Source organism: Nonomuraea basaltis (assembly GCF_005893125.1).
GTDB lineage: Bacteria > Actinomycetota > Actinomycetes > Streptosporangiales > Streptosporangiaceae > Nonomuraea > Nonomuraea basaltis.
The window spans coordinates 16,038-39,034 of the sequence record NZ_VCJS01000116.1; the positions used below are offsets into that span (position 1 = coordinate 16,038).

At 70.5% G+C, this 22,997-nt stretch carries 20 protein-coding genes and 1 pseudogene; 14 read left to right on the forward strand and 7 right to left on the reverse strand.

What is annotated here, in order from left to right; all coding sequences use genetic code 11:
• Positions 1-14 precede the first annotated feature (14 nt).
• A complete protein-coding gene (locus tag EJK15_RS40200; protein WP_206061394.1) occupies positions 15-776 on the reverse strand; it encodes an IspD/TarI family cytidylyltransferase in 762 nt (253 codons plus the stop codon).
• Between the two features lie 111 nt (positions 777-887).
• On the opposite strand from EJK15_RS40200, the gene EJK15_RS76610 reads away from it, so the two are divergent.
• From EJK15_RS76610 to EJK15_RS40230, 6 genes are all read left to right on the forward strand, one after another.
• On the forward strand, positions 888-2,306 hold the full coding sequence (locus EJK15_RS76610; protein ID WP_138715719.1) for a CDP-alcohol phosphatidyltransferase family protein: 1,419 nt from the start codon (positions 888-890) through the stop codon (positions 2,304-2,306).
• Positions 2,303-2,926, forward strand: a complete 624-nt coding sequence (locus EJK15_RS76615; RefSeq protein ID WP_138715720.1) for a DUF5941 domain-containing protein — start codon at positions 2,303-2,305, stop codon at positions 2,924-2,926. The genes EJK15_RS76610 and EJK15_RS76615 overlap by 4 nt, the downstream gene beginning before the upstream one ends.
• A gap of 125 nt (positions 2,927-3,051) precedes the next feature.
• Positions 3,052-3,786 (forward strand): phosphocholine cytidylyltransferase family protein, encoded by a 735-nt coding sequence (locus EJK15_RS40215; RefSeq protein ID WP_138715721.1) that lies wholly within the window; start codon positions 3,052-3,054, stop codon positions 3,784-3,786.
• 28 nt (positions 3,787-3,814) lie between these two features.
• A complete protein-coding gene (locus EJK15_RS40220) occupies positions 3,815-4,855 on the forward strand; it encodes an iron-containing alcohol dehydrogenase family protein (RefSeq protein WP_171074814.1) in 1,041 nt (346 codons plus the stop codon).
• Positions 4,833-5,600: a CDP-alcohol phosphatidyltransferase family protein gene (locus tag EJK15_RS40225; protein ID WP_138715723.1), complete on the forward strand. Its 768-nt coding sequence runs from the start codon at positions 4,833-4,835 to the stop codon at positions 5,598-5,600. Before EJK15_RS40220 ends, EJK15_RS40225 begins: the two co-directional genes overlap by 23 nt.
• A 186-nt stretch (positions 5,601-5,786) precedes the next feature.
• Complete coding sequence (locus EJK15_RS40230) at positions 5,787-6,671, forward strand: glycosyltransferase family 2 protein (protein ID WP_138715724.1); 885 nt, start codon at positions 5,787-5,789, stop codon at positions 6,669-6,671.
• Positions 6,672-6,698: 27 nt separating this feature from the next.
• Here EJK15_RS40230 and EJK15_RS40235 read toward each other — a convergent pair whose 3' ends face one another.
• From EJK15_RS40235 to EJK15_RS40255, 5 genes are all read right to left on the reverse strand, one after another.
• A complete protein-coding gene (locus EJK15_RS40235; protein ID WP_138715725.1) occupies positions 6,699-7,412 on the reverse strand; it encodes an acetoacetate decarboxylase family protein in 714 nt (237 codons plus the stop codon).
• Positions 7,413-7,469: 57 nt separating this feature from the next.
• Entirely contained in the window at positions 7,470-8,435 is a 966-nt protein-coding gene (locus tag EJK15_RS40240) for a glycosyltransferase (protein ID WP_138715726.1), read from the reverse strand.
• Between the two features lie 56 nt (positions 8,436-8,491).
• Entirely contained in the window at positions 8,492-9,784 is a 1,293-nt protein-coding gene (locus EJK15_RS40245) for an acyltransferase family protein (RefSeq protein WP_171074811.1), read from the reverse strand.
• A 176-nt stretch (positions 9,785-9,960) separates the two neighbouring features.
• Complete coding sequence (locus EJK15_RS40250; protein WP_138715728.1) at positions 9,961-11,607, reverse strand: LCP family protein; 1,647 nt, start codon at positions 11,605-11,607, stop codon at positions 9,961-9,963.
• 143 nt (positions 11,608-11,750) lie between these two features.
• Positions 11,751-13,253 carry a hypothetical protein gene (locus tag EJK15_RS40255; protein WP_240777522.1) on the reverse strand — a complete coding sequence of 501 codons (1,503 nt, stop codon included), beginning with the start codon at positions 13,251-13,253 and terminating at the stop codon, positions 11,751-11,753.
• A 219-nt stretch (positions 13,254-13,472) separates the two neighbouring features.
• Between EJK15_RS40255 and EJK15_RS40260 the strand changes: the two genes are divergently transcribed.
• The 3 genes from EJK15_RS40260 (at position 13,473) to EJK15_RS40270 (ending at position 17,654) form a co-directional block, all read left to right on the forward strand.
• Entirely contained in the window at positions 13,473-15,470 is a 1,998-nt protein-coding gene (locus tag EJK15_RS40260) for a glycosyltransferase family protein (protein ID WP_138715729.1), read from the forward strand.
• Between the two features lie 224 nt (positions 15,471-15,694).
• Positions 15,695-16,588: a glycosyltransferase family 2 protein gene (locus EJK15_RS40265; RefSeq protein ID WP_171074812.1), complete on the forward strand. Its 894-nt coding sequence runs from the start codon at positions 15,695-15,697 to the stop codon at positions 16,586-16,588.
• A gap of 4 nt (positions 16,589-16,592) precedes the next feature.
• Positions 16,593-17,654 carry a glycosyltransferase family 4 protein gene (locus EJK15_RS40270; RefSeq protein WP_138715731.1) on the forward strand — a complete coding sequence of 354 codons (1,062 nt, stop codon included), beginning with the start codon at positions 16,593-16,595 and terminating at the stop codon, positions 17,652-17,654.
• On the opposite strand, the gene EJK15_RS40275 is transcribed toward EJK15_RS40270, so the two are convergent.
• Positions 17,555-18,514 (reverse strand): lysylphosphatidylglycerol synthase transmembrane domain-containing protein, encoded by a 960-nt coding sequence (locus tag EJK15_RS40275; protein ID WP_138715732.1) that lies wholly within the window; start codon positions 18,512-18,514, stop codon positions 17,555-17,557. The genes EJK15_RS40270 and EJK15_RS40275 overlap by 100 nt on opposite strands.
• Before the next feature lie 161 nt (positions 18,515-18,675).
• On the opposite strand from EJK15_RS40275, the gene EJK15_RS40280 reads away from it, so the two are divergent.
• The 5 genes and pseudogenes from EJK15_RS40280 to EJK15_RS40300 all read left to right on the forward strand — a co-directional run.
• Positions 18,676-19,503, forward strand: a complete 828-nt coding sequence (locus EJK15_RS40280) for a class I SAM-dependent methyltransferase (RefSeq protein ID WP_138715733.1) — start codon at positions 18,676-18,678, stop codon at positions 19,501-19,503.
• Positions 19,500-20,417 (forward strand): lysylphosphatidylglycerol synthase domain-containing protein, encoded by a 918-nt coding sequence (locus tag EJK15_RS40285; RefSeq protein WP_240777523.1) that lies wholly within the window; start codon positions 19,500-19,502, stop codon positions 20,415-20,417. Before EJK15_RS40280 ends, EJK15_RS40285 begins: the two co-directional genes overlap by 4 nt.
• Positions 20,418-20,510: 93 nt before the next feature.
• Positions 20,511-21,626, forward strand: a complete 1,116-nt coding sequence (locus EJK15_RS40290) for a glycosyltransferase family 4 protein (RefSeq protein WP_138715734.1) — start codon at positions 20,511-20,513, stop codon at positions 21,624-21,626.
• A 32-nt stretch (positions 21,627-21,658) separates the two neighbouring features.
• The gene (manB, locus tag EJK15_RS40295; protein ID WP_240777524.1) at positions 21,659-22,738 is read left to right on the forward strand and encodes a mannose-1-phosphate guanylyltransferase; all 1,080 of its coding nucleotides are present in this window, start codon (positions 21,659-21,661) and stop codon (positions 22,736-22,738) included.
• A gap of 47 nt (positions 22,739-22,785) precedes the next feature.
• Positions 22,786-22,997: pseudogene (locus EJK15_RS40300) on the forward strand (DNA-3-methyladenine glycosylase 2 family protein); the annotation flags it as partial.

Consider the following 22,997-nt stretch of genomic DNA (forward strand, 5'->3'; position numbering starts at 1 on the left):
TATGCCGTGCCTGGTCACGACCTCGTCGGTGTCCTGCTCCCGTTGCCCGCCCGTGCCTCGGCGGCCAGCCGGAAGAGCAGCTCGGCGATGTGCAGGTCGGCCGGATGGGTGACCTTGATGTTGAACTCGCTGCCGGGCACCAGGTGGATCGGCACCTCGGGCAGGTAACGCAGCACCACGCCGCAGTCGTCGGTGGCCGGGCGGCTGCCGAAACCGGGGTCGGCGAGCGCCCGCTCGTACGCCTCCCGGATCACCGACAACTTGAAGCACTGCGGCGTCTGGCTGCGCCGCAACCGCGACCTGTCCAGCACCTCGCCGATGACCTCGCCGTCCGGCGCCGGCGCCGCCACCAGGATCGTGTCGGAGCTCGGGATCGCCACGTTGACGGCCTGATGTGTGCGCAGGGCCCGGACACAGTCGGTGATGATCCGGGGCTCCACGAGGGGGCGTACGGCGTCGTGCAGCAGCACGTCGCACTCCTCCGTCCCCAACGCCTGCAGCGCCCGCCACGTGCTCTCGGTACGGCTCGCGCCGCCCTCCACGATCTTGCTGACCTTGCGGTAGCCGCCCTTCGCCACGATCTCGCGTACCCGGTCGGTGTAGCCCGGCGTCATGAGCACCACGATCTCGTCGATCTCCGGCGCGGCCTCGAACACGGCGATCGAGTGCTCGATGATCGTCCTGCCCGCGATCTCGACGAGCTGTTTGGGAGTGCCCAGCCCCACCCGCTGCCCCACACCGCCCGCGAGCAGCACGCCAATCGACCGTGAATCCATACCGGCAGCGTAACGGTGCTGTTCCGTGATATTGCGCTGACCGGTCGCTACGCTGTGGCTACGCACCCCCAAGTCCAGGCACTCCTGCCCGACCGGGAGGAGACCGGCGCCTTGCCCGACTCACTGACGAGCCGCGAGACCACGACCACGTCGGTCGTGGTGCTCGCGACGACCCCGGCGTGCAGGCTCTCCTGCGCGGACGGCACGCTGCTCGACCGGATCAGCGGTCAGCTCCAGGCGCTGCCCGTACGCGAGGTTCAGGTGGTGACCCCGGGTGGCGGCCTCGGGGCCGATCTGCGGGGCGTCGCCAAGATCGCCAGGATCGCCTCGGGTGCCGTGGCCGTGCTCCCGGCCGACCTCGTGGCCCACACCGAGGCGCTCGCGCTGCTGCTGGAGCACCCCGCACACGACACCGGGGCGCTGGTCTCCCACGACGCGACCGCGGGTCCCATGCGGCCGCCCGTACGCGTCGAGGGCGGCAAGATCGTCGCCGCGGGCAGCTCGTTCCACCTCGTCCCCGAGGCGAACGCCACGTTCAGGGGCGTGCTGCAGGCGGGCGAGGCCGACCTGGCCACGCTGGCCGACGTCGCGGAGGAGCTGGCCGAGCTGGCCGACACCGGCAAGCTCGGCCCCGTCACCCCGGTCGAGGCGGTGGACCTGCTGCTGGTCGGGCTGGTCAGGACGGGCGTGGCGGTGCGCGCGGCCGGCATCGGGCCGCTGCACGCCGACCGCGTGGCCGGCCAGAACGCCGCCGACTCCGCCGTCACCCGGCTGGCCGACGTGGACGAGGCCAGGGTCAGGCTCGACACCTCCGTCAAGCGGGACGACGGCTTCTTCGCCACCTTCTTCGTCTCCACCTGGTCGCGCCACCTGATCCGGCCCGCCGCCAAGCTCAAGCTCAGCCCCAACACCGTCACGGGCATCTCCATCGGTTTGGCCTTGCTGGCGGCCGTCTGGTTCTCCGCCGGCACGCAAGGCGGGCGGCTGGCCGGAGCGCTGCTGCTCTACCTGTCGTTCGTGCTCGACTGCCTCGACGGCCAGCTCGCCCGCTACACCCGTACGTTCTCCGCGTTCGGCGCCTGGGCGGACGGCATGGCGGACCGGCTGAAGGAGTACGCCGTCTACATCGGCCTGGCCTTCGGCTTCGCCGACCCCGGCATCTGGCCCCTCGCCGTGGCCGCGATGATCATACAGGTCGTCCGGCACGCCATCGACTACAGCTACGCCGGGGCCGTCGCCGACGCCGCCCGGATCGGCGCGACCTGGGGCCGGCCGCCCCGCTCCCTGCTGGAGTCGGCCGGCGCCAGGCCCGCGGGCGGCGTGCTCGGGCTCGCCCGGCGCCTGGAGCGCCAGCCGGTCACGCGCTGGCTCAAGAAGATCGTCGTCCTGCCGATCGGCGAGCGGACCGCGCTGATCGCCGTCACCGCCGCCGGCTGGAACGCCAGGGTGACGTTCCTGGCGCTGCTCTGCTGGGGCGGCGCGGCGGCCCTCTACCAGCTCGCCGGACGGATGATGAGGTCGGCACGATGATCTCGATCCACATGACCCGCGTCCCCAGCAGCATTGTCGTGGCCTACCGCGACGACGGCCCGCTCTCGCGCGCCATGGGCCTGCTCGTGGCCGGGCAGTTGCCGCCGCTGCCGCCGGTGATCGCGGGCACGTTCGTCACCGGAGTGCTGCTGCTGCTCGGCGTCGCGGGCACGGACGGGCTCGCGGTGTTCGCGCCGGCCGTGACGCTGCTGCTGGCCGGGCCGGGCAGCACCCATCCGCACGACGGCCGGCTCGACTGGCTCGTCCCGCCGACCCTGCGGGTGATCGAGTACACCTTCGTCGCGGCCTGCGGGTTCGCGCACGAGGTGCACCCCCTGCTGGTCTTCCTGCTGCTCGGCGCACTGGCCTTCCACCACTATGATCTTGTCTACCGGCTGCGGCAGCGCGTCTACCCGCCGCCCTGGCTGGCTACGCTGGGGCTCGGCTGGGACGGCCGGATGATGGTGGTCTCGCTCGTCGCCCTCATGGGGCCGATGACCGTCGGCTACGTGGCGCTCGCGGTCTACCTGTGGGCGCTGTTCGGCTGGGAGAGCCTGACCTGCTGGCTGGCCTCGCCCCGATCCGGGGTGGAAACGGCCGATATGGGAACGCAAGACTAACGCTGGATTACCCGCGGAGGGCCGAAAGGGAACTACCCTTTGGGGCCTACGGTGCGCTGCGTTCAGCAGCCCGCCATGCGTAACGAAGTTACATGTAGTAGTCATGCTCGACTGAGGAGTGCACGTTGCTCGGAATGGTTCTGGCCGCTGGGGCCGGACGACGCCTGCGGCCGTACACCGACACGCTGCCAAAGGCGCTCGTGCCGGTCGACGGCGAAACCACGATCATGGACATCTCGCTGCGCAACCTCGCCGAGGTGGACCTGCGGGAGGTCGTGGTCGTCGTCGGGTACGCGGCGCAGGCCGTGCATGAGCGCAAGGAGGCCCTGGAGAAGCGCCACGGCGTCAAGCTCACCCTCGTGCACAACGACAAGGCCGAGGAGTGGAACAACGCCTACTCCCTGTGGTGCGCCCGCGACTACTTCGCGCAGGGCGCGCTGCTGGTCAACGGCGACACCGTGCACCCGGTCTCGGTCGAGAAGACGCTCCTGTCCGCCCCCGAGTCGAGCGACATCCTGCTCGCGGTCGACAACGTCAAGCGGCTCGCCGACGAGGAGATGAAGGTCACGCTCTCGCCCGAGGGCTCGCTGCGGCGCATCACCAAGCTGATGGACCCGGCCGAGGCCTACGGCGAATACATCGGCGCCACCCTCATCAGGCCCGGCGCCGCCGACAAGCTGGCCGACGCGTTGAAGGCCACCTTCGAGCGCGACCCGCAGCTCTACTACGAGGACGGCTACCAGGAGATGGTCGAGCGCGGCGAGCAGATCCACGTCGCGCCCATCGGCGACGTCGACTGGGTCGAAGTGGACAACCACGACGACCTGGCCAAGGCGCGCACCATAGCCGTTCGCTACTGAGGGGGAGCGGATGCCGCTTCTAGCCAGGATGCTGCCGGCGCCCCTGACCATGCAGGTCAGGCGCGGCGCGGTGGCCGAGCTCGGCGCTCTGCTGGCCGACAGCCGCGTGGCGACCTCCGGCAGGGTCGCCGTGGCCGTCGGCCGGGGCCAGGGCGACCACATCGAGAGCCTGATCGCGCCCCAACTGGATGAGGCCGAGGTGTTCAGGGTGGCCGACGGGTCGGTCGACGCGGCCGTCTCGCTCGGCGCCGACCTGCGCAAGGGCGCCTACGAGGTGGTGGTGGGCGTCGGCGGCGGCAAGACGATCGACGCGACCAAATACGCCGCGTCGCTCGCCGGCATCCCGATGGTCGCGGTGGCCACCAATCTGTCCCACGACGGCATCTGCTCACCCACCGCCTCCCTCGTCTACGAGGGCGGCAAGGGCACGTTCGGGGTGCCGATGCCGCTGGCGATCCTGGTCGACCTGGACTTCGTGCACAGCGCGCCGAAGTCGCTCGTCAGGGCGGGCGTGGGCGACGTGGTGAGCAACCTGTCGGCCATCGAGGACTGGCAGCTCGGCAACATCGAGCGTGGCGAGCCGATCGACGGGCTGGCCTGCTCCATGGCGCGCACGGCCGCCGAGGCGCTCATCGGCCGCACCGACTCCATCGAGTCCGACGCGTTCCTGACCGTGCTGGCCGAATCCTTGATCCTTTCCGGGATGTCCATGGTGATCGCGGGCTCGTCGCGGCCCGCGAGCGGTGGAGACCATGAGATCCTTCATGCCGTGGATCAGCTCTTTCCCGGCACCTCCAACCATGGCGAGCTCGCCGGGATCGGTGCCGCCTTCTGCTTCTTCCTGCGCGAGGACAAGGCGCGGGTCCAGCAGGTCGTGGACTGCCTGCGCAGGCACGAGCTGCCGGTCGTGCCCGCCGACATCGGGCTGAGCGCAGAGCAGTTCGCCGAGGCCGTCGCACTTGCGCCGGCCACCCGTCCCGGCCGTTACACGATTCTCGAGCACCTGCGCATGCAGGACTCGGAGATCCAGGATCGGGTGGGGGACTATGTCCGTGCCTTCGGTCGCTGAGCTGCGGCGGGTCGCCCAGCCCGCGGGCCACCTCGAGCGCAAGAACGGCGAGCACTGGGCGGGCGTGCTCTACATGCGCAGGCTGTCCATCTACGTCACCTGGTGGCTGACCAAGACGTCCGTCACGCCCAACCAGCTCACCTGGGTCATGACGCTGGCCGGGATCGCGGCCGGGGTCGTGCTGGCCCTGCCCGGGCTGTGGGCCGCCGTGGCCGCCGCCCTGCTCGTGCAGGTCTACCTGCTGCTGGACTGCTCAGACGGAGAGCTGGCCCGCTGGACGGGGAAGACCTCGCTGACCGGGGTCTACCTCGACCGCGTCGGCGCCTACTTCGCCGAGGCCGCGCTGCTCGCCGGGCTGGGCTGGCGAGCGTCGGCCGTCATGCCTGATTGGTATACCGTGCTGGGCTTCGCCGCCGCGCTCGGCGCGATCCTCATCAAGGCCGAGACCGACCTCGTGGACGTGGCGCGTGCCAAGGGAGGCCTGCCGACCGCCACCGAGGCGTCCGTGGGGCAGTTCCGCTCCGGGCTGCTGGGGCTGGGCAGGCGGGTGCTGTCGGCGACGAAGTTCCACCGGATCGTGCAGCCGATCGAGTTGTCCATGCTCGCGCTGGTGGCCGCGGTGATCGACGCGGTGATCGGCGATCTCGTGGCCGCCCGGGTGCTCATCGTGGCCTGCATGGTCGCCGCCGCCCTGCAAGTTGTCCTGCATTTGGTCAGCATCCTGGCATCGAGACGGTTGACGTGATCTCATGTCGGAACCGAGCGAGGCCCTCGTCCGTCGTATTGATCGGACGTCCGCCGTTCGGTGGGGGTTCATCCCCGGTTCCGATACGCTTAGCTCCACCAATATCCAAATGATGCAGACCAGCAGACTCGGTGATCATGAAAGAATGCTCCGCTCGTGTTCTCAACGCGTCAGGACAGTGATTCGTTGAAGATCTCGTGCGTCATCCTCACCATGGGAAACCGGGTCGCGGAGCTGAACCGGGCGGTCGAGTCCGCGCTCAACCAGATCGACGGCGACGTCGAGGTGGTGATCGTAGGCAATGGTGCCGACGTGCCCGAGGTGTCGGCGAAGCCACCCGAGGGGTCGGCCGCGGTCGTGAAAACGATCCGGCTCGACCAGAACACGGGCATCCCCGCAGGCCGCAATCGCGGCGTGGAGGAGTGCTCGGGAGACGTCGTGTTGTTCCTCGACGACGACGGCTGGTACGCCAGCCAGAAGGTCGTCGCGCACGTGCGCGACCGCTTCGCCACCGAGCCCGACCTCGCGGTGATCTCCTTCCGCGTCATGGACCCCGACGGCGGCATCGGCCAACGGCGGCACGTCCCCCGGCTGCGCGCGGGCGACCCGCAGCGCTCTTCGCCCGTCACGACGTTCCTCGGCGGCGCCTCCGCCATCAGGCGCTCGGCGTTCCTCCAGGTGGGCGGCCTGCCCGAGCGGTTCTTCTACGCTCACGAGGAGACCGACCTGGCCTGGCGGCTGCTGGGCGAGGGCTACCGGATCGAATACGACGCCGAGACAGTGATGTACCACCCTCAGGTGCCGCCGACCCGGCACGCCGAGTTCTACCGGCTCAACGCCCGCAACCGCGTATGGCTGGCCCGCCGCAACCTGCCGTGGCCGCTGGCGGTGCTCTACCTGACCAACTGGATCGGGCTCACCCTCATCCGGGAGCGCGGGTCCGGGGTCGCGCTCAAGTCGTGGTTCCGCGGCTTCCTGGAGGGCCTGCGCAGCCCCGCGGGCGAGCGCCGGCCGATGGCCTGGCGTACGGCCTGGCGCATGGTCAAGCTCGGCCGCCCGCCGATCGTCTGAGCCCCCGGCCGATCGCCGAGCGCGGGGTCAGGGCTCGGCCGCCTCGCCGAACGCCATCGACGCCCGCGACACCGTCGTGGTGAACATGGCCCGCTTGGGCAGCCCCAGCTCGCTCAGCTCCTTGGCGATGGGGTGGTTGCCCAGGCGGATCAGCGCGCCGCCGGGGCGGATCCGGGCGCCGCGGGCGCGTACGGACCAGGGAACGCGCCGCGTGACCCCCTCCCGGTGCGTGTAGGCGTCCATCGGCGCCATCACCGCGCCGCCCGGCACGGGCACGCCCGGCTTGATCAGCATGTCCAGCACGAGCCTGTCGTCCTTGCGCAGGATGCACCGCTTGTACGGCGAACCGAGCCGCAGCTCGATGTCCGCCAGCTCCTTCGGGAACCCCCACAGTGTCCGCCCGGCCTCCAGCGTGAACCGCTGGTCCACGGGCAGCCAGTGCACGAACACCCCGGCCCGCCCCAGATCGCCGGGCCCTCCGGCCCCGGAGGCGCCCGGAGGGCGCACCAGGAAGGCCATCCCGAACTCGTGGTAGGTGTCGAGGTCACCGTCGCGGTAGTCGACGAACAGCAGCATGCAGACTGCCTTGCCGGGCAGGATCTCCGCCACGTCGAGGCCCGAGTACGCGATGACCGCCCTGGCGGCGTCGGCACGCACCGGGTAGAAGGCGCTGCAGATCTCCGCGTCCCGCACGCGGACAGGCATGTCCAATGTCCGGCCCTGGATCAGATGCGATGCCATGGTCCCAGTACATCAATCCCTAAGCCGCCCCGCCATGCCCGTCCCCGGGATGTCCTGCTACACCGCCAGCGCGTGCCTGGCGGACTGGCCCGCCCACGACTCGGCGCGGCGCACGAACGCCGCCGCGTGGTCCGGCCAGTGGTGGTGCAGGCGCGCCTCGGTGTGCCCCAGGGCGCCCAGCCTGGCCCGCCGCACCGGATCCTCCTTGAGGTCGAGTACAGCGTTCAGCACGGCGTCCACGTCCAGCGGCACCACCAGCCCGCAGCCGGCGCCCTCCGCCAGCGCGGCGCCCTGCGGCGTGGTGATCACCGGCAGCCCGCGGCCCATGTAGTCCATGATCTTCGTCGGCACGGTCCGCACTGTGGTGTCGGCCAGCGCCAGGCCGGCCAGCGCGCCCTCGGCCATGCGCAGCGCGTGCCGGTTGGGCACGTACCCGAACCAGTCGAGCAGGCCGACCCGCTGCGCGTCACGCAGCAGCGGCCGCACGTCGCGCTCGGCGGGCCCGATCAGGTCGAGCCTGATGCCATGCGGGACCAGGCGCTCGGCCAGGCCGATCAGCTCGGTCACGCCGCGCTCGAGAGACAGGCGGCCGATGTGGACGACCCTGGTGTCGCCGGGAGGAGGCGGGCTGGGCGACACCAGGGTCGCCTCCGGCACCACGGCGGGCGTGATCACCTGGTGGCGCCGCTCGGCACGGGCGAGTTGCCGGGGCGTGACCTCCTCGCGGACGTCCCAGACGACAGGAGGCCGCCGGTAGGGCAGCGAGCGAAGCAGCCGGTGGTCGTGGACGATCAGTAGGTCGGCGTCCTTGACGGCGCGTCTGAGCGCCGCGCGCGCCCGGCCGTACGAGGCCTGCCGGGGCACGTCGACCGCGGCGAGCCCCATGGCGGGGGTCACGTTGAAGTAGGTGAACGGCGCGACGTAGGTCACCTGGTGGCCCGCGTCGAGCAGCGCCCTGATCTGCCTGTGCATGATCCGGGCGTCCTCGGGGTGATGGACGGTGGTGGCGACACATGCGCGCATGTGTCGATGCTCCGCGCCTACCAGGTCAAAGGCGTTAATGCGGGTGGAACGGTCGCTTAACTTCGTGAGGGACGTCGATAGAGCCACGTGAGGCGGGGCTCGAGCACCCATTTGAAGACCGTACGGGTCTCCGGCAGGCACAGCACGATGGCCAGCGCGAACGCGCAGGAGCTGATCGCCAGGGCGCCGATCGGCCCGAACAGCCACGGGAGCTCGAGCCAGCCCATCTCCTTGGCGATCATCACGGGGATGCCGTGCAGCAGGTAGGCGTAGAGCGTGCGGGTGCCGAGGTCGGAGAACCACGTCTCGCCCCTGGGCACCAGTGCCAGCACGGCGAAGCACATGGCCAGCCCGCACGCCAGCAGCCCGACGCGCACGCCGAGGCCTGTGTACCAGGACAGGTCGAGGTCCTTGTAGCTGTCCTTGAAGTAGAAGGGGTCGAGCGGGGCCCTGGGCGCGATGTAGATCGCCACCGCGGCCGCGCCCAGCATGGTGAACACCGAAACGATCTTGACCCAGCGGCGGTTGAGCAGCTCGAAGTGCTCGGGCTGCATCACCAGGCCGATCACGAAGAACGGCATGAGGCCGAAGAAGCGGTCCATGCTGAAGTCGCCCGAGATCTGCGAGAACCCGGCGAACAGGTAGATCGCGATCGCAACCGGGACGGGATACTTCATCCGCTTCCACACCGGCGTGGACAGCCGCCAGAACAGCAGCGCCAGCAGGTACCAGTTGAGCCACGCCGGATCGATGATCGTCAGGCTCCACTTCTGGCCCGTGGCGTAGCGGAGCGCGGCGTAGCCGACCTCGACGATCACATAGGGCACGAGGAACGTGTCGACCAGCTTGTTCGTCTTCGCGTTGGAGTTCCAGAAATTTCTGGACAGGTAGCCGCTGATCAGGACGAACGCCGGCATGTGGAAGGTGTAGATGAAGATGTAGAGGGCCCTGGCGGAGTCCGCCGAGAGCGTCGGCACCAGGGAGTGGCCGACGACCACGAGCGCGATCAGGACGAACTTGACGTTGTCGAGGAACGGGTCGCGCTTGCGCTTGGCCGGCTCGGACTCCGGCTTCGGCTCGGGCTGCGTCAGCGGCGGCTCATCCGTCGCGACACCCTGCGAGGCGGCCGGTTGGGCGGCGGGGAGGCCATGCGGATCGGTCGGCTGGGCGACGCCGCCCGGGTCCGTCTCCTCGCCGGGCAGGACCCCGTGGGGATCCGTCCGCTCGCTCCAGAAGGTCTCCTCAGGCAGCGGCCACCGCGCTCCCGTGTTGGCGGGCCCGCCTTCCCCATCGGGAGCCGCCGGACTCCCGGGGGTCGTGACCGGTGGAGAGAATCTGGTGTCAGACACGAGGGAGTCGCTCAGCTTCGCTAGGGGCCGGGGAACACGACGCCAACGTGACGTGAAAACCGTCTGACGGTTTCATGTCGCGCTGTGTCGCCGACCCGCAACACACTATCCCGCCCACGCGGTCCCTGTCCCCGAAGGACGCCCAGAATGCCCGGTTACACAGGGAACTTGGAGCCTCAGGTGCACACGTTCTTCTGCTCGGAGGCGGTGATCGTGCTGTTCTGCACGCTGTCGGGCAGCTTGGTCACCTTCACCGAGTCGAAGTCCTCACCCACGACGAGCTGGATCACCGGAGTGCCCTTCGGCGCGGCCCCCGCCGTGGCGGCCGTGGTGGTGTACGCCTGCGGGTTGGTCGCCTTGACCCGGCCCGCCGCCGGAGCCGGCTTGGGCACGACCGCGCCGGCCAGCGTGCCGGCGTGGTCGGGCGCCGTCTCGATCGTCTTGGCGTAGTGGATCTCGCTCTTCGCCAGGCTCGTGCCGTCCGCGGTCTCGAAGTTGCCCACGCCGACGACGTTGAAGCCCTGCTCGGTGAGCTGGTCGGCGACCTCGCGGGCCTTGCCGAAGGTCTTGGTGCCGTTGAGCACCTGGACCTTCACCTGCTCCGGCTTGACGGCGACCTTGGGCTTGGTGCCGGGCTCCGTCGCGCTGGCCGACGGCGAAGGGTTGGCGACCTCGGTGTCGGTCTTGATCGAAGTGAACAGCTTGGTGGCGTCGGGCTCCTTCCACACCACGCGGGCCTCCGGGTTCTCGGGGTCGGGAACCCACGGGATCGTCGTGAACTTGACGCCGCCGGCCGTCAGCTCCTTGGCGCTCACCGCGATCTCGATGAGCCGCTCGGTGTCGTTGGCCAGATCGGGGTCCATGGTGACGGAGCCGGCCGCGGCCGCGATGAAGTCCCGCAGTTTGCCCACGTCGGTGAGCAGGTCGCTGCTGGTGGCCTTGGCGACGACCTTGCTCAGGAAGATCTGCTGGCGCTTGATGCGCTGGATGTCGCTGCCGTCGCCGTATTTGCGCAGGCGGACGTAGCCCAGCGCCTTCTCGCCGTTGAGCAGGCTCTTGCCGGGCGGCAGGACCAGCTTGGACGCCTTGTCGTCGACACCCGACTTCAGGCAGATCTCGATGCCGCCGAGCGAGTCCACGATGTTCTTGAAGCCGCTGAAGTCGACCTCGACGAAGTGGTTGACGCGGATGCCGGTGAGGGTCTCGATCGTGGAGATCGTGCAGGCGATGCCGCCGGAGTTGTACGCCGAGTTGATCATGTCTCGGCGCGGCGCCATCACCTGCTTGGTGGCCTCGTTCTTGCACCGGGGGATCTGCACCATGGAGTCGCGCGGGAAGCTGATCAGGCGTGCCTGGTCCCGGTTGGGCGACATGTGCATGAGGATGATCGTGTCGGTACGCTTGCCGCCCGCGTCGGCCTGCCTGGCCTGCTTCTGCCCGTACTTGGCGTTGCCCGCTCCCGCCCGGGTGTCGGAGCCGACCAGCAGCACGTTGAGCGCGCCGGTGTCCGGGGGGCGCGGGTTGATGATGTCATCCTTGACGGGCTTCTGCGTGATGTTGCCGAAGGCGTCCCGGTAGACGGTGTAGGCGGTCAGCGAGCCCGCGATCATGAGCGCTGTGACACCGATGCTGATCCAGGCCAGCGCCCGCATCTTGCCCTGGCCGTTCCCGCCGCCGTCGCGGTGGCTGCGTGGCGGCCGGTCGTCGGGCGGGGGCGGCGCGGCGGCCGCGGCCCTGCGGGCCATCCTGCTGCCGGGCTGGGTGGGGGCGTTCCTGCGGTCGTGCATCGGGTCGACTACCGGCACGCTCCTGTAGTCAGTCATACGCCCCCTAGCCTCGTTCCTCGCGCTCTCGCGCCGGCTTGGTCGTTCTGCGCCACGAGACTAGGTCACGTTCCGCGTGTCCGGTGTGATGACTGCCGGAAACGACCGTGACCCTGGCGTGATGTTTCCGCGGGCAAGCATACTCAGAGCCGGACATTGGGTGGAATATCATCGCCAAACTCTTTCGCCCTCCGGTTGCTTCCTGACGGGACACGCAGATCAGGCCTGCTGCTCAGGGCCGCCGCAAGACAGGCCAGGGGTACGGCCGGCAACACGTACCGATAGTCGAACTCCGCCGCCGCGGCCGGTGTGACAAGTAGCACAATGGCCACCGTCCAGGGCACCGGCCAGGCCGGAGCTTCCGCGCGGCGGCCTGCCCTGCGCCTGCGCGCGATCGCCACGACCGGAGGCACCAGGAGGACCCCCAGCAGCACCGGCCCGGGCAGCCGCGCCATGCTCTGGTAGGCCCGCAGCCATCCGGCGTAAGGCTCGACGATCTCCGTACCGATCGCACCCTGCTCATAGAGCTTGGCATAATCGGCGCCGACCTGCGCGGGATAGCGCCCAGGTGGTCCGGGTGGAGTCACGGGGAACTGGTAGTAGCCGTAGATCTCGAGGTCGGGATAGACCGGGCGGTCCCACCGGAACGTGCGGCCCAGCTCGGTCAGCACCGAGGCGGCGTAGTCGAGCGGCTGCTTGGTGATCGCCAGCGTCGCGAACCTGGCCGCCAGGTCGTCGCTCTCCTTCGTGAACGTGATGCCCGGCAGCAGCACCAGGGGCGCGTCCTTGGCCCAGATGTACTCCTGGGACGGTGGCCGCCGCTCGGGCGGGCGCGGGTCGCACAGGACCCGCAGGTCCGGCGGCGGGTTCATCTTGGCACAGTCGGCGAACGACATCGTGCGGGCGTAGAGGAAGGCGCCGTTCGCGCCGATGAGGCCGGCGCGCTGGTAGGTGGCGTAGAACCAGGCGCCGTAGGCGACGAGCGGCACCAGGGCGGCCGCCAGCAGCACCCCGGCCAGGCCGATCCGCCTGCGCAGCACGAACCAGCCCGCGAGCACGACGATGAGCGGCTGGCCGACGGTCCTGGTCAGCGTGGCGGCGGCGAGCAGCAGCCCGATCGCGGCGACCGTGCCCCTCCGTTGCGTCATGCAGAGCGCCACCGCTGACACGACCAGGAACATGAACAGCGTGTCGGAGACCAGCAGGTGCTCCAGCTCGACCTGGTAGGCGTCGAGCAGCACGGGCACCGTGGCCAGCGTCGCCGCCCACCGGGGCGCCCTGCGCGCCAGGCGGTAGATCAGCACGCCGGTGGCCAGGCCGAGCAGGTGCTGCACGGCCGTCACCGCGGCGAAGGCGTGGAACGGCTCCAGCAGCTTGATGAACATCGAGTAGCCGGCCGGCCGCACCAGGTCGGGGCGCGGTTTGAAGACCGTGACGATGTAGGTGTAGGAGTCGGGGAACCACAGGGCCGGGCGGTAGCCCAGCATGGCGAGGGCGCGCAGGGCCGTGCCGAAAGCGAGGACCACGAGGAACCACCTGTGCCGCCGCGCCAGGCCGCCCCACCGGGACAGGGCACTGCCGCTCTGCGCGGGCTCGTCCGCACGAGCCTCCGACCTCACCCGCACGCCCTCCCGCTTCTCCGGCACGTCCGTCGGTGCATACCCGCTACCTGCGGTGGTCCGCCGCCCCCCGTAGGTGCACAACCCGCTACCTCCGGTGGTCCGCTGGACGCGGCCCCCCGTAGGTGCACAACCCGCTACCTCCGGTGGTCCGCTGGACGCGGCCCCCCGTACGCTACCCGCGATCGCGCCGGCCCCGTGCCTTGCGGGCGGAGGGTGTGTGGCGTTGGATACGCTCACTCACCGATGGAACTCGATCGACCCGGCCGGGTGCTCGCCGCGCTCTCGGTGGTGCCTCCGCTCGCCGTGGCGGGCTGGCTGCTGGCGGGCCTGCCGCTGCTGCTGCTCGGCCGGTTCGCGCCGCTGCCCGCCCTGCTGCTCGGCCTGCCCGCCGCCGCCCTGCTGTGCTGGGCGGGGACGCGGCGCCTGGGCAAGGTCGTCGAGGCCACGCGCCGGCAGGTCGCCGGGGTGGTGGCGGTCGCGGCGGCGTCGGGCGTGTTCAACGGGATCATGCACAGCGAGCAGCTCGCCGTCAGGCGCGACCCGGCCACGTACGCGCAGTACGCCGTCTGGATCGCCGGCCACGGCTCGCTGCCCGTCCCGGCCCAGGCGGAGGCGTTCGGCGGCGCGGATCCCTGGCTGATCTTCGAAAGCGTCGGGTTCTACCAGGTGGACGGGACGGTGGTGCCGCAGTTCATGCCGGGGCCGCCGATGCTGTTCGCGATCGGCCACTGGCTCGGCGCGCCGTTCGCGGTCCCGGCAGTGCTGGGCGCGCTGGCCGTGCTCACGCTGGCCGGGGTGGTGGCGCGGCTGGCCGGGGCCCGCTGGGCGGTGACCGCGGCGCTGGCGTTCGCGGTGAGCCTGCCGATCCTCTACACCTCGCGGACCACGTTCAGCGAGATCCCGTCGCTGATCCTGCTGTTCGGGGGGCTGGCGCTGGCGTACGACGCGCTCGACCGGCCGGCCTGGTGGCGGGGGCTGCTGGCGGGGCTGGTGTCCGGGCTGGCCGTGCTGGTCAGGGTGGACGGGCTGCGTGATGTGCTGCCGGTGCTGGCGTTCGCGGGGCTGCTGATCGCGCTGCGGCGTTTCGGCAGGCCGCAGGGGGCTCTCGGGGTGCCGCTGCTGGCCGGGCTCGTGGCCGGGGCCGGGCTGGGGATGCTGGCGGCGTACCTGCTCGCGCGGCCGTACCTGTCCTATTTGTCCAGTTCGGTCAAGCCGCTGCTGCTCATCTGCGCCGGCGTCCTCGTACTGACGTTGATCGGCTCGGTCACCGCGCCGATCCTGGCCAGGCTCCGGCCACCGGCGTGGGCGCCCGCCGCCGGCGCCGGGCTGATCGTGCTGCTCATGGCCGCCCTCTACGCGCGCCCGTGGCTGCAGACCGTGACCCGCGCCCCCATGACGTCGGACGACCGGCGCACGGCCGAGATGATCCGGCTGATCCAGCGGGCCAACGGCCTGCCCATGGACGGCACCCGGCTCTACTTCGAGGACTCCCTGCACTGGGTGATCTGGTACGTCGGCGCCCCCGTGGTCGTGCTGGCCACGTTCGCGGCGGCCGTGCTGGTCCGCAGGCTGCTGCGCGACGGCGCGCCCTTCGAGTGGCTGCTGCCGCTCGCGGTCGTCGGCTGGACGACCGTGACCACGCTGGTGCGCCCCGAGATCACCCCGGACCACCCGTGGGCCGCCCGCCGCCTGGTCCCCATCGTGATCCCCGGGCTGATCCTGCTGGCCGCGTACGCGCTGGCCCGGCTCCGCGACCTCGCCGAGCGGGGCGGCCCCCGGGTCCGGCGCTGGGGCATGGCGGCCGCCGTCCTGCTCGTGCTCGTGCCGCCCGCCGTCACCTCGATCGGCACCGCGTTCACCCCGGTCGAGCGGGGGGAGGCGGCGGCGGTGGAGGCGATGTGCGCCAAGATCCCGCGCAATGCGTCCGTGCTGATCGTGGAGCGGGTGACCGCCGACCGGTTCACCCAGCTCGTCCGCGGGATGTGCGGCCGCCCGGCGGCGCAGGTGGACCGCGATGGGCCGACCACCGCGTCCGAGGCGCAGGTGCGCCGCCTGATCGAGCGCGTGCGCGCGGCCGGCAGGGTCCCCGTCGTGCTGGCCGCGGAGGCCGGGCAGGTCTCGCCGTACGGGCCGGCGTCGCAGATCATGGCGCTGGTCACGCGCCAGGACGAGCGCTCGCTCATCGATGCCCCCAACACGACGTGGTCGCTGCAGATGAACGTTTGGATGACGGTCGCCTGACGACCTCGTACGCGGGCTTCGACGACCCGGTCAAGGCCAGGGCCATCGGCGAGGCGGTGCTCGGGACGCCCGGCGTCGGATGGGGCGGATCTGGTGAAATGATCTCCAAATCGGGAGTTCCCACTGGGGTGATGTGGACCCGGCTTTCAGCTGGGCACAGTACCCTCTTCTCGTAAACCTCAACCCCTGTGAGCACGCTTGAGACCCCCAAGAGTGGACCTGCCGTGAGAGAAGCGCCGTACGTCACCATCGTCCTGCCCTGCTACAACGAGCAGGATCACGTCATCGACGAAGTCGAGCGCATCACCCAGGCCATGGACTCCAGCGGCTACACATACGAGCTCGTGGCCATCGACGACTGCTCGACCGACCTGACGCTGGCCAAGCTCCAGGAGGCCGCGCACAGCTACCCGCACCTGCGCGTGCGCGCCTTCCACCGCAACGGCGGCGCCGGCACCGTGCGGCGCATCGGCACGCAGGACGCCAAGGGCGAGATCGTCGTCTGGACCGACGCCGACATGACCTACCCCAACGAGCGCATCCCCGAGCTGGTGCAGATCCTGGAGAAGGACCCGGGGATCGACCAGGTGGTCGGCGCGCGCACCAGCGAGGAGGGCTCGCACAAGCTGCTGCGGGTGCCCGCCAAGTGGGTGATCCGCAAGGTGGCGGAGAAGCTGGCCGGGCAGAAGATCCCCGACCTCAACTCGGGGCTGCGCGCCTTCCGCAGGACGGTCGCCAAGCCCTACCTGCGGCTGCTGCCCCCCGGGTTCTCGTGCGTGACGACGATCACGCTGTCGTTCCTGTCCAACCAGCACGACATCCACTACCTGCCGATCGATTACGCCAAGCGGGCCGGCAAGTCGAAGTTCAGCTTCGTGTCCGACGCCTACCGCTACATCCTGCAGGTGCTGCGGATGATCATGTACTTCAATCCGCTCAAGGTGCTCATGCCGCCCGCGCTGTGGCTGGTGGGGATCGGGTTCGTGAAGGGCGTCTGGGACATGATCCAGCACCCCTTCTACTTCCCGGCCAACACCGTCATGATCTTCCTGTCCGGGATGCTGATCGGGTCCGTGGCGCTGCTGGCCGACCTGATCGTGCGCTCGCGGGGAGAGTAGGCGCGTGCGGATCGCGATCGTCGGGCCGACCTATCCGTACAAGGGCGGCGGGGCGCAGCACACCACCGAGCTGGCGCACCGGCTGTCGGCGCTGGCGCACGACGTGGTGATCGAGTCGTGGCGGGCGCAATATCCGTCGTTCCTCTATCCGGGGCAGCAGACGATCTCCACGCCCGAGGGCACGCCCTTTCCGAAGACCGTGCGCAGGCTCGACTGGCGCCGGCCCGACGGGTGGGTGGCGGCCGGGCGGCGGCTGCGGTCGGCCGACCTGGTGGTGCTGGCCGTGCTGAGCCCGGTGCAGGTCCCCGCCTATTTGGGGATTTTGTACGGGATAGGGCGAAAAGTCAGGACAATTGCTCTCTGTCACAACGTGTTGCCGCACGAGCCGAAGCCGTACGACGAGCCGCTCATGAAGGCCCTGCTCAAGCGCGTTGACGGAGTGCTGGCCCACTCCGAGCAGCAGGCCGCGCTGGCCAGTGGGCTCACGGACAAGCCGGTCAGCGTGGCGGGGCTGCCGCCGCACCTGCCGTCGACCACGGCCGAGCGATCCTCGGAGGTTCACCGGCGGCTGCTGTTCTTCGGCATCGTGCGGCCGTACAAAGGGCTCGATCTGCTGCTCGGAGCGCTGCCGGAGGGGGTCTCGCTGACCGTGGCCGGGGAGTTCTGGGGCGGGCTCGACGAGACGAAGGCGCTGATCGACGAGCTGGGCATCGCCGGCCGGGTGGAGCTGCGGCCAGGCTACGTGGCCGCCGAGGACGTGCCGAGGCTGTTCGCCGCCGCCGACGCGCTCGTGCTGCCGTACCGGAGCGCGACGGCCAGCCAGAACGTCTGGCTCGCGCACGAGCACGGCGTCCCGGTGATCGCGACGCGCGTGGGCGCGCTCGCCGACCACGTCACCGACGGTGTGGACGGGCTGCTGGTCGAGCCGGGCGAGGCCGGCGCGCTCAGGGACGCGATCGAGCGCTTCTACGCCTCCGGCGAGCCCGAGAGGTTGCGGTCGGGGGTCAAGGCGGTCGATCCGGAGCCGTTCTGGTCGGCGTACGCGGGAACGCTGCTTGGCGCCTGACGGCCGAGCACGAACGAGATGCCCGCCGCCGTCGCGTCCGCCAGCGTGAAAGCCAGCCGCGACACGATCGCCACGGCCAGGGCGGGCGCGGTGCCGATGACCGGGGCGAGCACGAGCACCAGCGCGCCCTCCCTGATCCCGACGCCCGCCGGCACCACGACGGTGAGGATGCCGGTCGCCCACGCGAACGCGTAGGCCCCGGTCGCGATGACGTAGAGGTCCGCGCGGCCCGCGATCAGCCAGATGTGGATGCCGTAGACGAACCAGCCGAGCGCGGTCCACGCCACTGCCACCACCACGGTGCGGCCGGGCAGCACGCTCTCCAGCGGCTCCCTGCGCGCGATGCGCAGCGCCAGGTTGAGCCCCCAGGTGAGCACCTTGGGATGCAGGCACACGATGATCAACGGCACGAGCAGCACGAGGTACCAGGCCTCCCGCACCGCCTCCAGCGTCCAGAGCGTGGCCGCGGCGATCGAGATCGCGACCCCGATATTGATCACCAGTCCGAGCGAGATCGTCGCGAACGTGCGCCGCGGCGGGCTGCCATGGTCGCGGCCCAGCTCCATCATCGCCGCGTACGCCCACACGGCGCCCGGGATGTACTTGCCCAGCTGGCCCACGAACATGATCCGCCCGGCGATCCGCAACGGCACCCGCGTGCCGAGCCCCGCCAGGATCTCCCGCCAGGCGATCAGCATGAAGAACTGGCCGAGCAGCACCGCGGCGAACGCCCCGAGCACCGCCCACGGCGACATCGCCGCCACGGCCCCGGTGGTCTCTTCCCAGTTCGCCGCCAGGCCGTATCCAAGAAAACCAAGTGCGACCAGGGCGAGGAAGACGCGCAGCAGCCGACGGAGCATCAGCTCAGATTACGCGCGGTTCGCCAGGTAAAGCCAGACGGCGCACGCGACGATCGCCAGCGCGGCGAGCACGGCCGGCCGTCCGTGTCATGCCAGGTCGGCCACCGTACCAAAGCCCGTTTGACGTCGCATTGGCGCCGAGATGGGTACTGTGGGGCTCCGTGGGGAAGCAACGAGTCGCGCAGCTTGAATACTCCGAGTTCCAGTCCGCCATGCTCGACGAGGAGAAACGGCGCCGGAAGGCGGCGAAGATCATCGCTGTGCTCGAGCACTTCCGCGGGCCGCTCGGCGGCTTGACCGTGGGCGATGTGGGCTGCTCGGCGGGGTTCATCGCCGACGAGCTGGCGCAGGCCGGGGCCAAGCACACGCTGGGCATCGACATCGACGTGCCGGGGCTGCACAAGGCGGCCGACCGGTTCGGCGAGCGGGTGGCGTTCGTGTGCGGCGACGGCACGGCGCTGCCGTTCCCCGACGGCTCGGTCGACGTGCTGGTGTTCAACCACATTTACGAGCACGTGGTCGACCCGGACGCGGTGGTGGCCGAGATGCATCGGGTGCTGTCCGACGACGGGGTGCTCTACCTGGGGCTGGGCAACCGGCTCGGGGTGATGGAGCCGCACTACAAGCTGCCCTTCCTGTCCTACCTGCCGCCCGCGCTGGCCGACCGGTACGTGCGCGCGTCCGGCCGGGCCGACCACTATTACGAGCGGTTCAGGACGCGGCGCGGGCTGCGCAGGATGCTGCGCGCCTTCCACGTGTGGGACTACACCTTTCCGGTGCTGGCCACGCCGACCCGGTTCGCCGGAGGCGAGTTGTTCCCCGGCCTGCTCGGCAAGGTGGTGAAGAGTGTGCTGTCCCGGACGCCGCGCGAGGTGCTGCGGCTGCTGCTTCCCGTGGTGCCGACATACCTGTGGGTGGCCACCAAGACCCCCAGACGTCCCGTGGGCGCGGCGCTGCCGCAGCCGCCCGAGCGGGTCCGCCCGTTGTGAGTCACGACACCATGGGGCAGCCCGAGACCGCGGGGGCCGTGCCGCGGCGGTCGCTGCCGCGCAGACTGATCCGGATCGGGTTCCTGCTCGTCGCGCTCGGGTTCGGCACGTGGGCCGTGATGTCGCAGTGGGACGCCGTGGCGGCCGGGTTCGCCCGGCTGTCGTGGCCCGCGGTGGCCGGGTCGCTGGGCGCGGTCGTCGCCGCGCTGCTCGGCGCCATGCTCACCTGGCGCACGCTGCTGGCCGACCTCGGCTCGCCGCTGCCGCTGAGGCCCGCGGCCAAGGTGTTCTTCGTGGGCCAGCTCGGGAAATACATCCCCGGCGCCGTCTGGCCCGTGCTCGCCCAGATGGAGATGGGCCGCGACCTCGGCGTGCCGCGCTCGCGCAGCGCGGCGGCGTTCTTCCTGATGATGCCCATCCAGCTCGCCACCGGCCTGCTGGTCACGCTCGTCACGCTCGGCTGGGACAAGTTCGGCTGGCTGCTGCTGCTCATCCCGGTGCTCCTGGTCCTGCTCGAGCCCAGGGTCATCAATGCCCTGATCGGCTACACCCTGCGCAGGCTCAAGCGCGAGCCGCTCGAACGCCCCCTCACCCGCCGCGGCATGCTCGCCGCGCTCGGCTGGGCGCTGGCCGGCTGGACCGCGTACGGCGTGCACCTCTACTTCCTCGCCCCCCAGGGCGGCCTGCTGTTCGCCGTCGGCGCCTTCGCGCTGACGTGGTGCCTGGGCATCATGACCTTCGTCGTCCCGGCGGGCGCGGGCGTGCGGGAGCTCGCCATGGTCGCGGTGCTGGCGCCCCAGCTTGACCGGGGCTCCGCAATTGCGGTTGCTCTTTCATCCCGCATTGTCATCATCGTGGGGGATCTGATCTGCGCTGGCCTGGCCGGAATTGCGGCGCGTCGAGACTCGGTGTGATTTGCCCCACGTTTTAGGGGAGGCTGGTCATAAGGTGAACTTTAGAGGGGGACGACCAGTCCCACGTTGATCTTGAGGGGAGAAGATCTTCGTATGCCTCGAGTCCTCGTCGATGCGGCGGCGGTCCCCGCCGACCGCGGTGCGTTGATCAGATATGTGGACGGGCTCGTGGCGGCCCTCCACCGGGCCGGCGCCGACCTCGCCGTGGTATGCCAGCGGGCCGAGGCGGAGCGATATCGGCGGCTGGCGCCCTCCGCCCACGTCATCGCGGGTCCCGTCGCCATCACCAACAGGGCAGCCAGGCTGGCCTGGGAGCAGACCGGTCTGCCGCTGCTCGCCCGCCAGACCGGGTCCGGCGTGATCCACGCTCCCTACTACTCCATCCCGCTCAGCTCGGGCCTGCCGACCGTCGTGACGGTGCACGACGCCACCTGGTTCACCGAGCCCGACCAGCACAGCTCGCGGGCGTCGTTCTTCCGCTCCGCCACCCGCACGGCCGTACGCCACGCGAAACGCGTGATCGTCCCGTCCAAGGCGACCAGGGACGAGCTCATACGCGTGCTCTCCGCCGACCCGACCCGCATCGACGTCGCCTACCACGGTGTGGACCTGGCGCAGTTCCACCCGCCGAGCGAGGACGAGATCCGCCGGGCCGCCATGAGATGCGGGCTGCACGGCCAGCCTTATGTGGCTTTCCTGGGCAACCTCGACCCGCGTAAGAACGTTCCCAACCTGATCCGCGGCTTCGCGGCGGCCGTGAAGCGGCTGGAGAAGCCGCCCGCGCTGGTGATCGGCGGGGGCGTGCACGAGGAAGACGTCGACGCCGCCTGCCGCGAGGTCGAGGCCACCGTCAGGGTCATCCGCCCCGGCTACCTGCGCGCGCCCGACCTGCCCGGGTTCCTCGGCGGGGCGCTCGTGGTGGCCTTCCCCTCCCTCGGCGAGGGGTTCGGGCTGCCGGTGCTCGAGGCCATGGCCTGTGGCGCCCCCGTGCTGACGACACACCGGAGTTCGCTGCCCGAGGTCGGCGGCGACGCGGTCGCCTACACTGAGCCGGACGCCGACAGCATCGCCGCGGCGCTAGCGCAGTTGCTGGCCTCCTCTGAGCGGAGACGGCAGCTGCAGGAGGCCGGGCTGGCGAGGGCGCGGGAATTCACGTGGGACGCCTCGGCCGAGGCGCACCTCAGCTCCTATCAACGCGCAATGGAATAGTTCGGTAACCTCACGAAGTGATGGAGAGCTCTTTGCCAGACCTCGAGGCGATCCTCCTGGTCGGGGGGCAGGGCACGCGCCTGCGTCCGCTGACACTGGGCACGCCCAAGCCGCTGCTGCCAACCGCCGGAGTGCCGTTCCTGGCCCACCAGCTTGCCCGAGCGCGATCGTTCGGCGTGCGCCGGATCGTCTTCGCGACCTCCTACAAGGCATCCATGTTCGAGCCCGCCTTCGGCGACGGGGCGGCCTTCGGGCTCTCGCTGGAATACATCACCGAGGAGACCCCGCTGGGCACCGGCGGCGCGATCCGCAACGCCGCCGAGGCGCTCACCTCCGGCCCGGCCGACCCCGTGCTCATCCTGAACGGGGACATTCTGTCCGGACATGACATCGAGCACCAAGTGCGCATGCACCTCGCACGGCAGGCCGCTGTAACGCTCCATTTGACAGAAGTGGACGATCCCACACGATTCGGATGCGTGCCGACCGACGAGAGCGGGCGGGTCACGGCGTTCCTGGAGAAGACCCCCAATCCGGTGACCAACCGGATCAACGCCGGCTGCTACGTCTTCACCCGATCGGTGATCGACGGGATCCCGAAGGACGAGGTCGTGTCGGTGGAGCGCCAGACGTTCCCGGGGCTGATCGAGTCGGGCGAGCTCGTGCTCGGATACGCCGACCGCACCTACTGGCTCGACGTCGGCACCCCCGCCGCGTTCGTCCAGGGCTCGCGCGACCTGGTGCTGGGGCGGCTGCACTCGCCCGCGCTGCCGGGGCCGACGGGCGAATACCTGGCGCTCGACGGGGCCCAGGTCTCGCCCGAGGCCAAGGTCCAGGGCGGCACGGCGGTCGGGGCGCGGGTGGTCGTCGAGGCCGGGGCTTCCGTCGTCGGCTCGGTGCTGAGCGACGACTGCGTCATCGAGGTGGGCGCCTCCGTGACGGACTCCGTGGTGGGCAAGGGCGCGCGGATCTGCGCGGGCACGGTGGTGCGCGACGCGGTGATCGGCGACGGCGCGATCGTGGGTGCGGGCAACGAGCTGCAGAACGGCGTGCGGATCTGGCCGGGGATCGAGCTGCCCGAGCGGGCGATGCGCTACTCGAGCGACGTCTGACGCCCCTGCCGGCCCGGACAGGTGAGCGGGCGGGGCACACTGGACGGGTGAGGGAGCGCAGGTGGGCGCCCGAGTGGCCGCTGGACGTGGGGCTGGCGTTGCGGCCGCACAAGCGCGGCGGCGGCGACCCCGCATGGCGGCAGACCGCCGACGGGGCCGTGTGGCGCACCTCAAGGACGCCCGACGGGCCGTGCACGCTGCGGGTGAGCGTCAAGAGCGGATGCGTGCACGGGCAGGCGTGGGGCCCGGGGGCGGGGTG

Excerpts from the sequence above, each read along its gene's own strand:
- EJK15_RS40200 (WP_206061394.1), bottom strand. The coding sequence starts at position 776 with ATGGATTCACGGTCGATTGGCGTGCTGCTCGCGGGCGGTGTGGGGCAG.
- EJK15_RS76615 (WP_138715720.1), top strand. The coding sequence starts at position 2,303 with ATGATCTCGATCCACATGACCCGCGTCCCCAGCAGCATTGTCGTGGCC.
- EJK15_RS40220 (WP_171074814.1), top strand. The coding sequence starts at position 3,815 with ATGCTGCCGGCGCCCCTGACCATGCAGGTCAGGCGCGGCGCGGTGGCC.
- EJK15_RS40225 (WP_138715723.1), top strand. The coding sequence starts at position 4,833 with ATGTCCGTGCCTTCGGTCGCTGAGCTGCGGCGGGTCGCCCAGCCCGCG.
- EJK15_RS40235 (WP_138715725.1), bottom strand. The coding sequence starts at position 7,412 with ATGGCATCGCATCTGATCCAGGGCCGGACATTGGACATGCCTGTCCGC.
- EJK15_RS40240 (WP_138715726.1), bottom strand. The coding sequence starts at position 8,435 with ATGCGCGCATGTGTCGCCACCACCGTCCATCACCCCGAGGACGCCCGG.
- EJK15_RS40250 (WP_138715728.1), bottom strand. The coding sequence starts at position 11,607 with ATGACTGACTACAGGAGCGTGCCGGTAGTCGACCCGATGCACGACCGC.
- EJK15_RS40260 (WP_138715729.1), top strand. The coding sequence starts at position 13,473 with ATGGAACTCGATCGACCCGGCCGGGTGCTCGCCGCGCTCTCGGTGGTG.
- EJK15_RS40275 (WP_138715732.1), bottom strand. The coding sequence starts at position 18,514 with ATGCTCCGTCGGCTGCTGCGCGTCTTCCTCGCCCTGGTCGCACTTGGT.
- EJK15_RS40290 (WP_138715734.1), top strand. The coding sequence starts at position 20,511 with ATGCCTCGAGTCCTCGTCGATGCGGCGGCGGTCCCCGCCGACCGCGGT.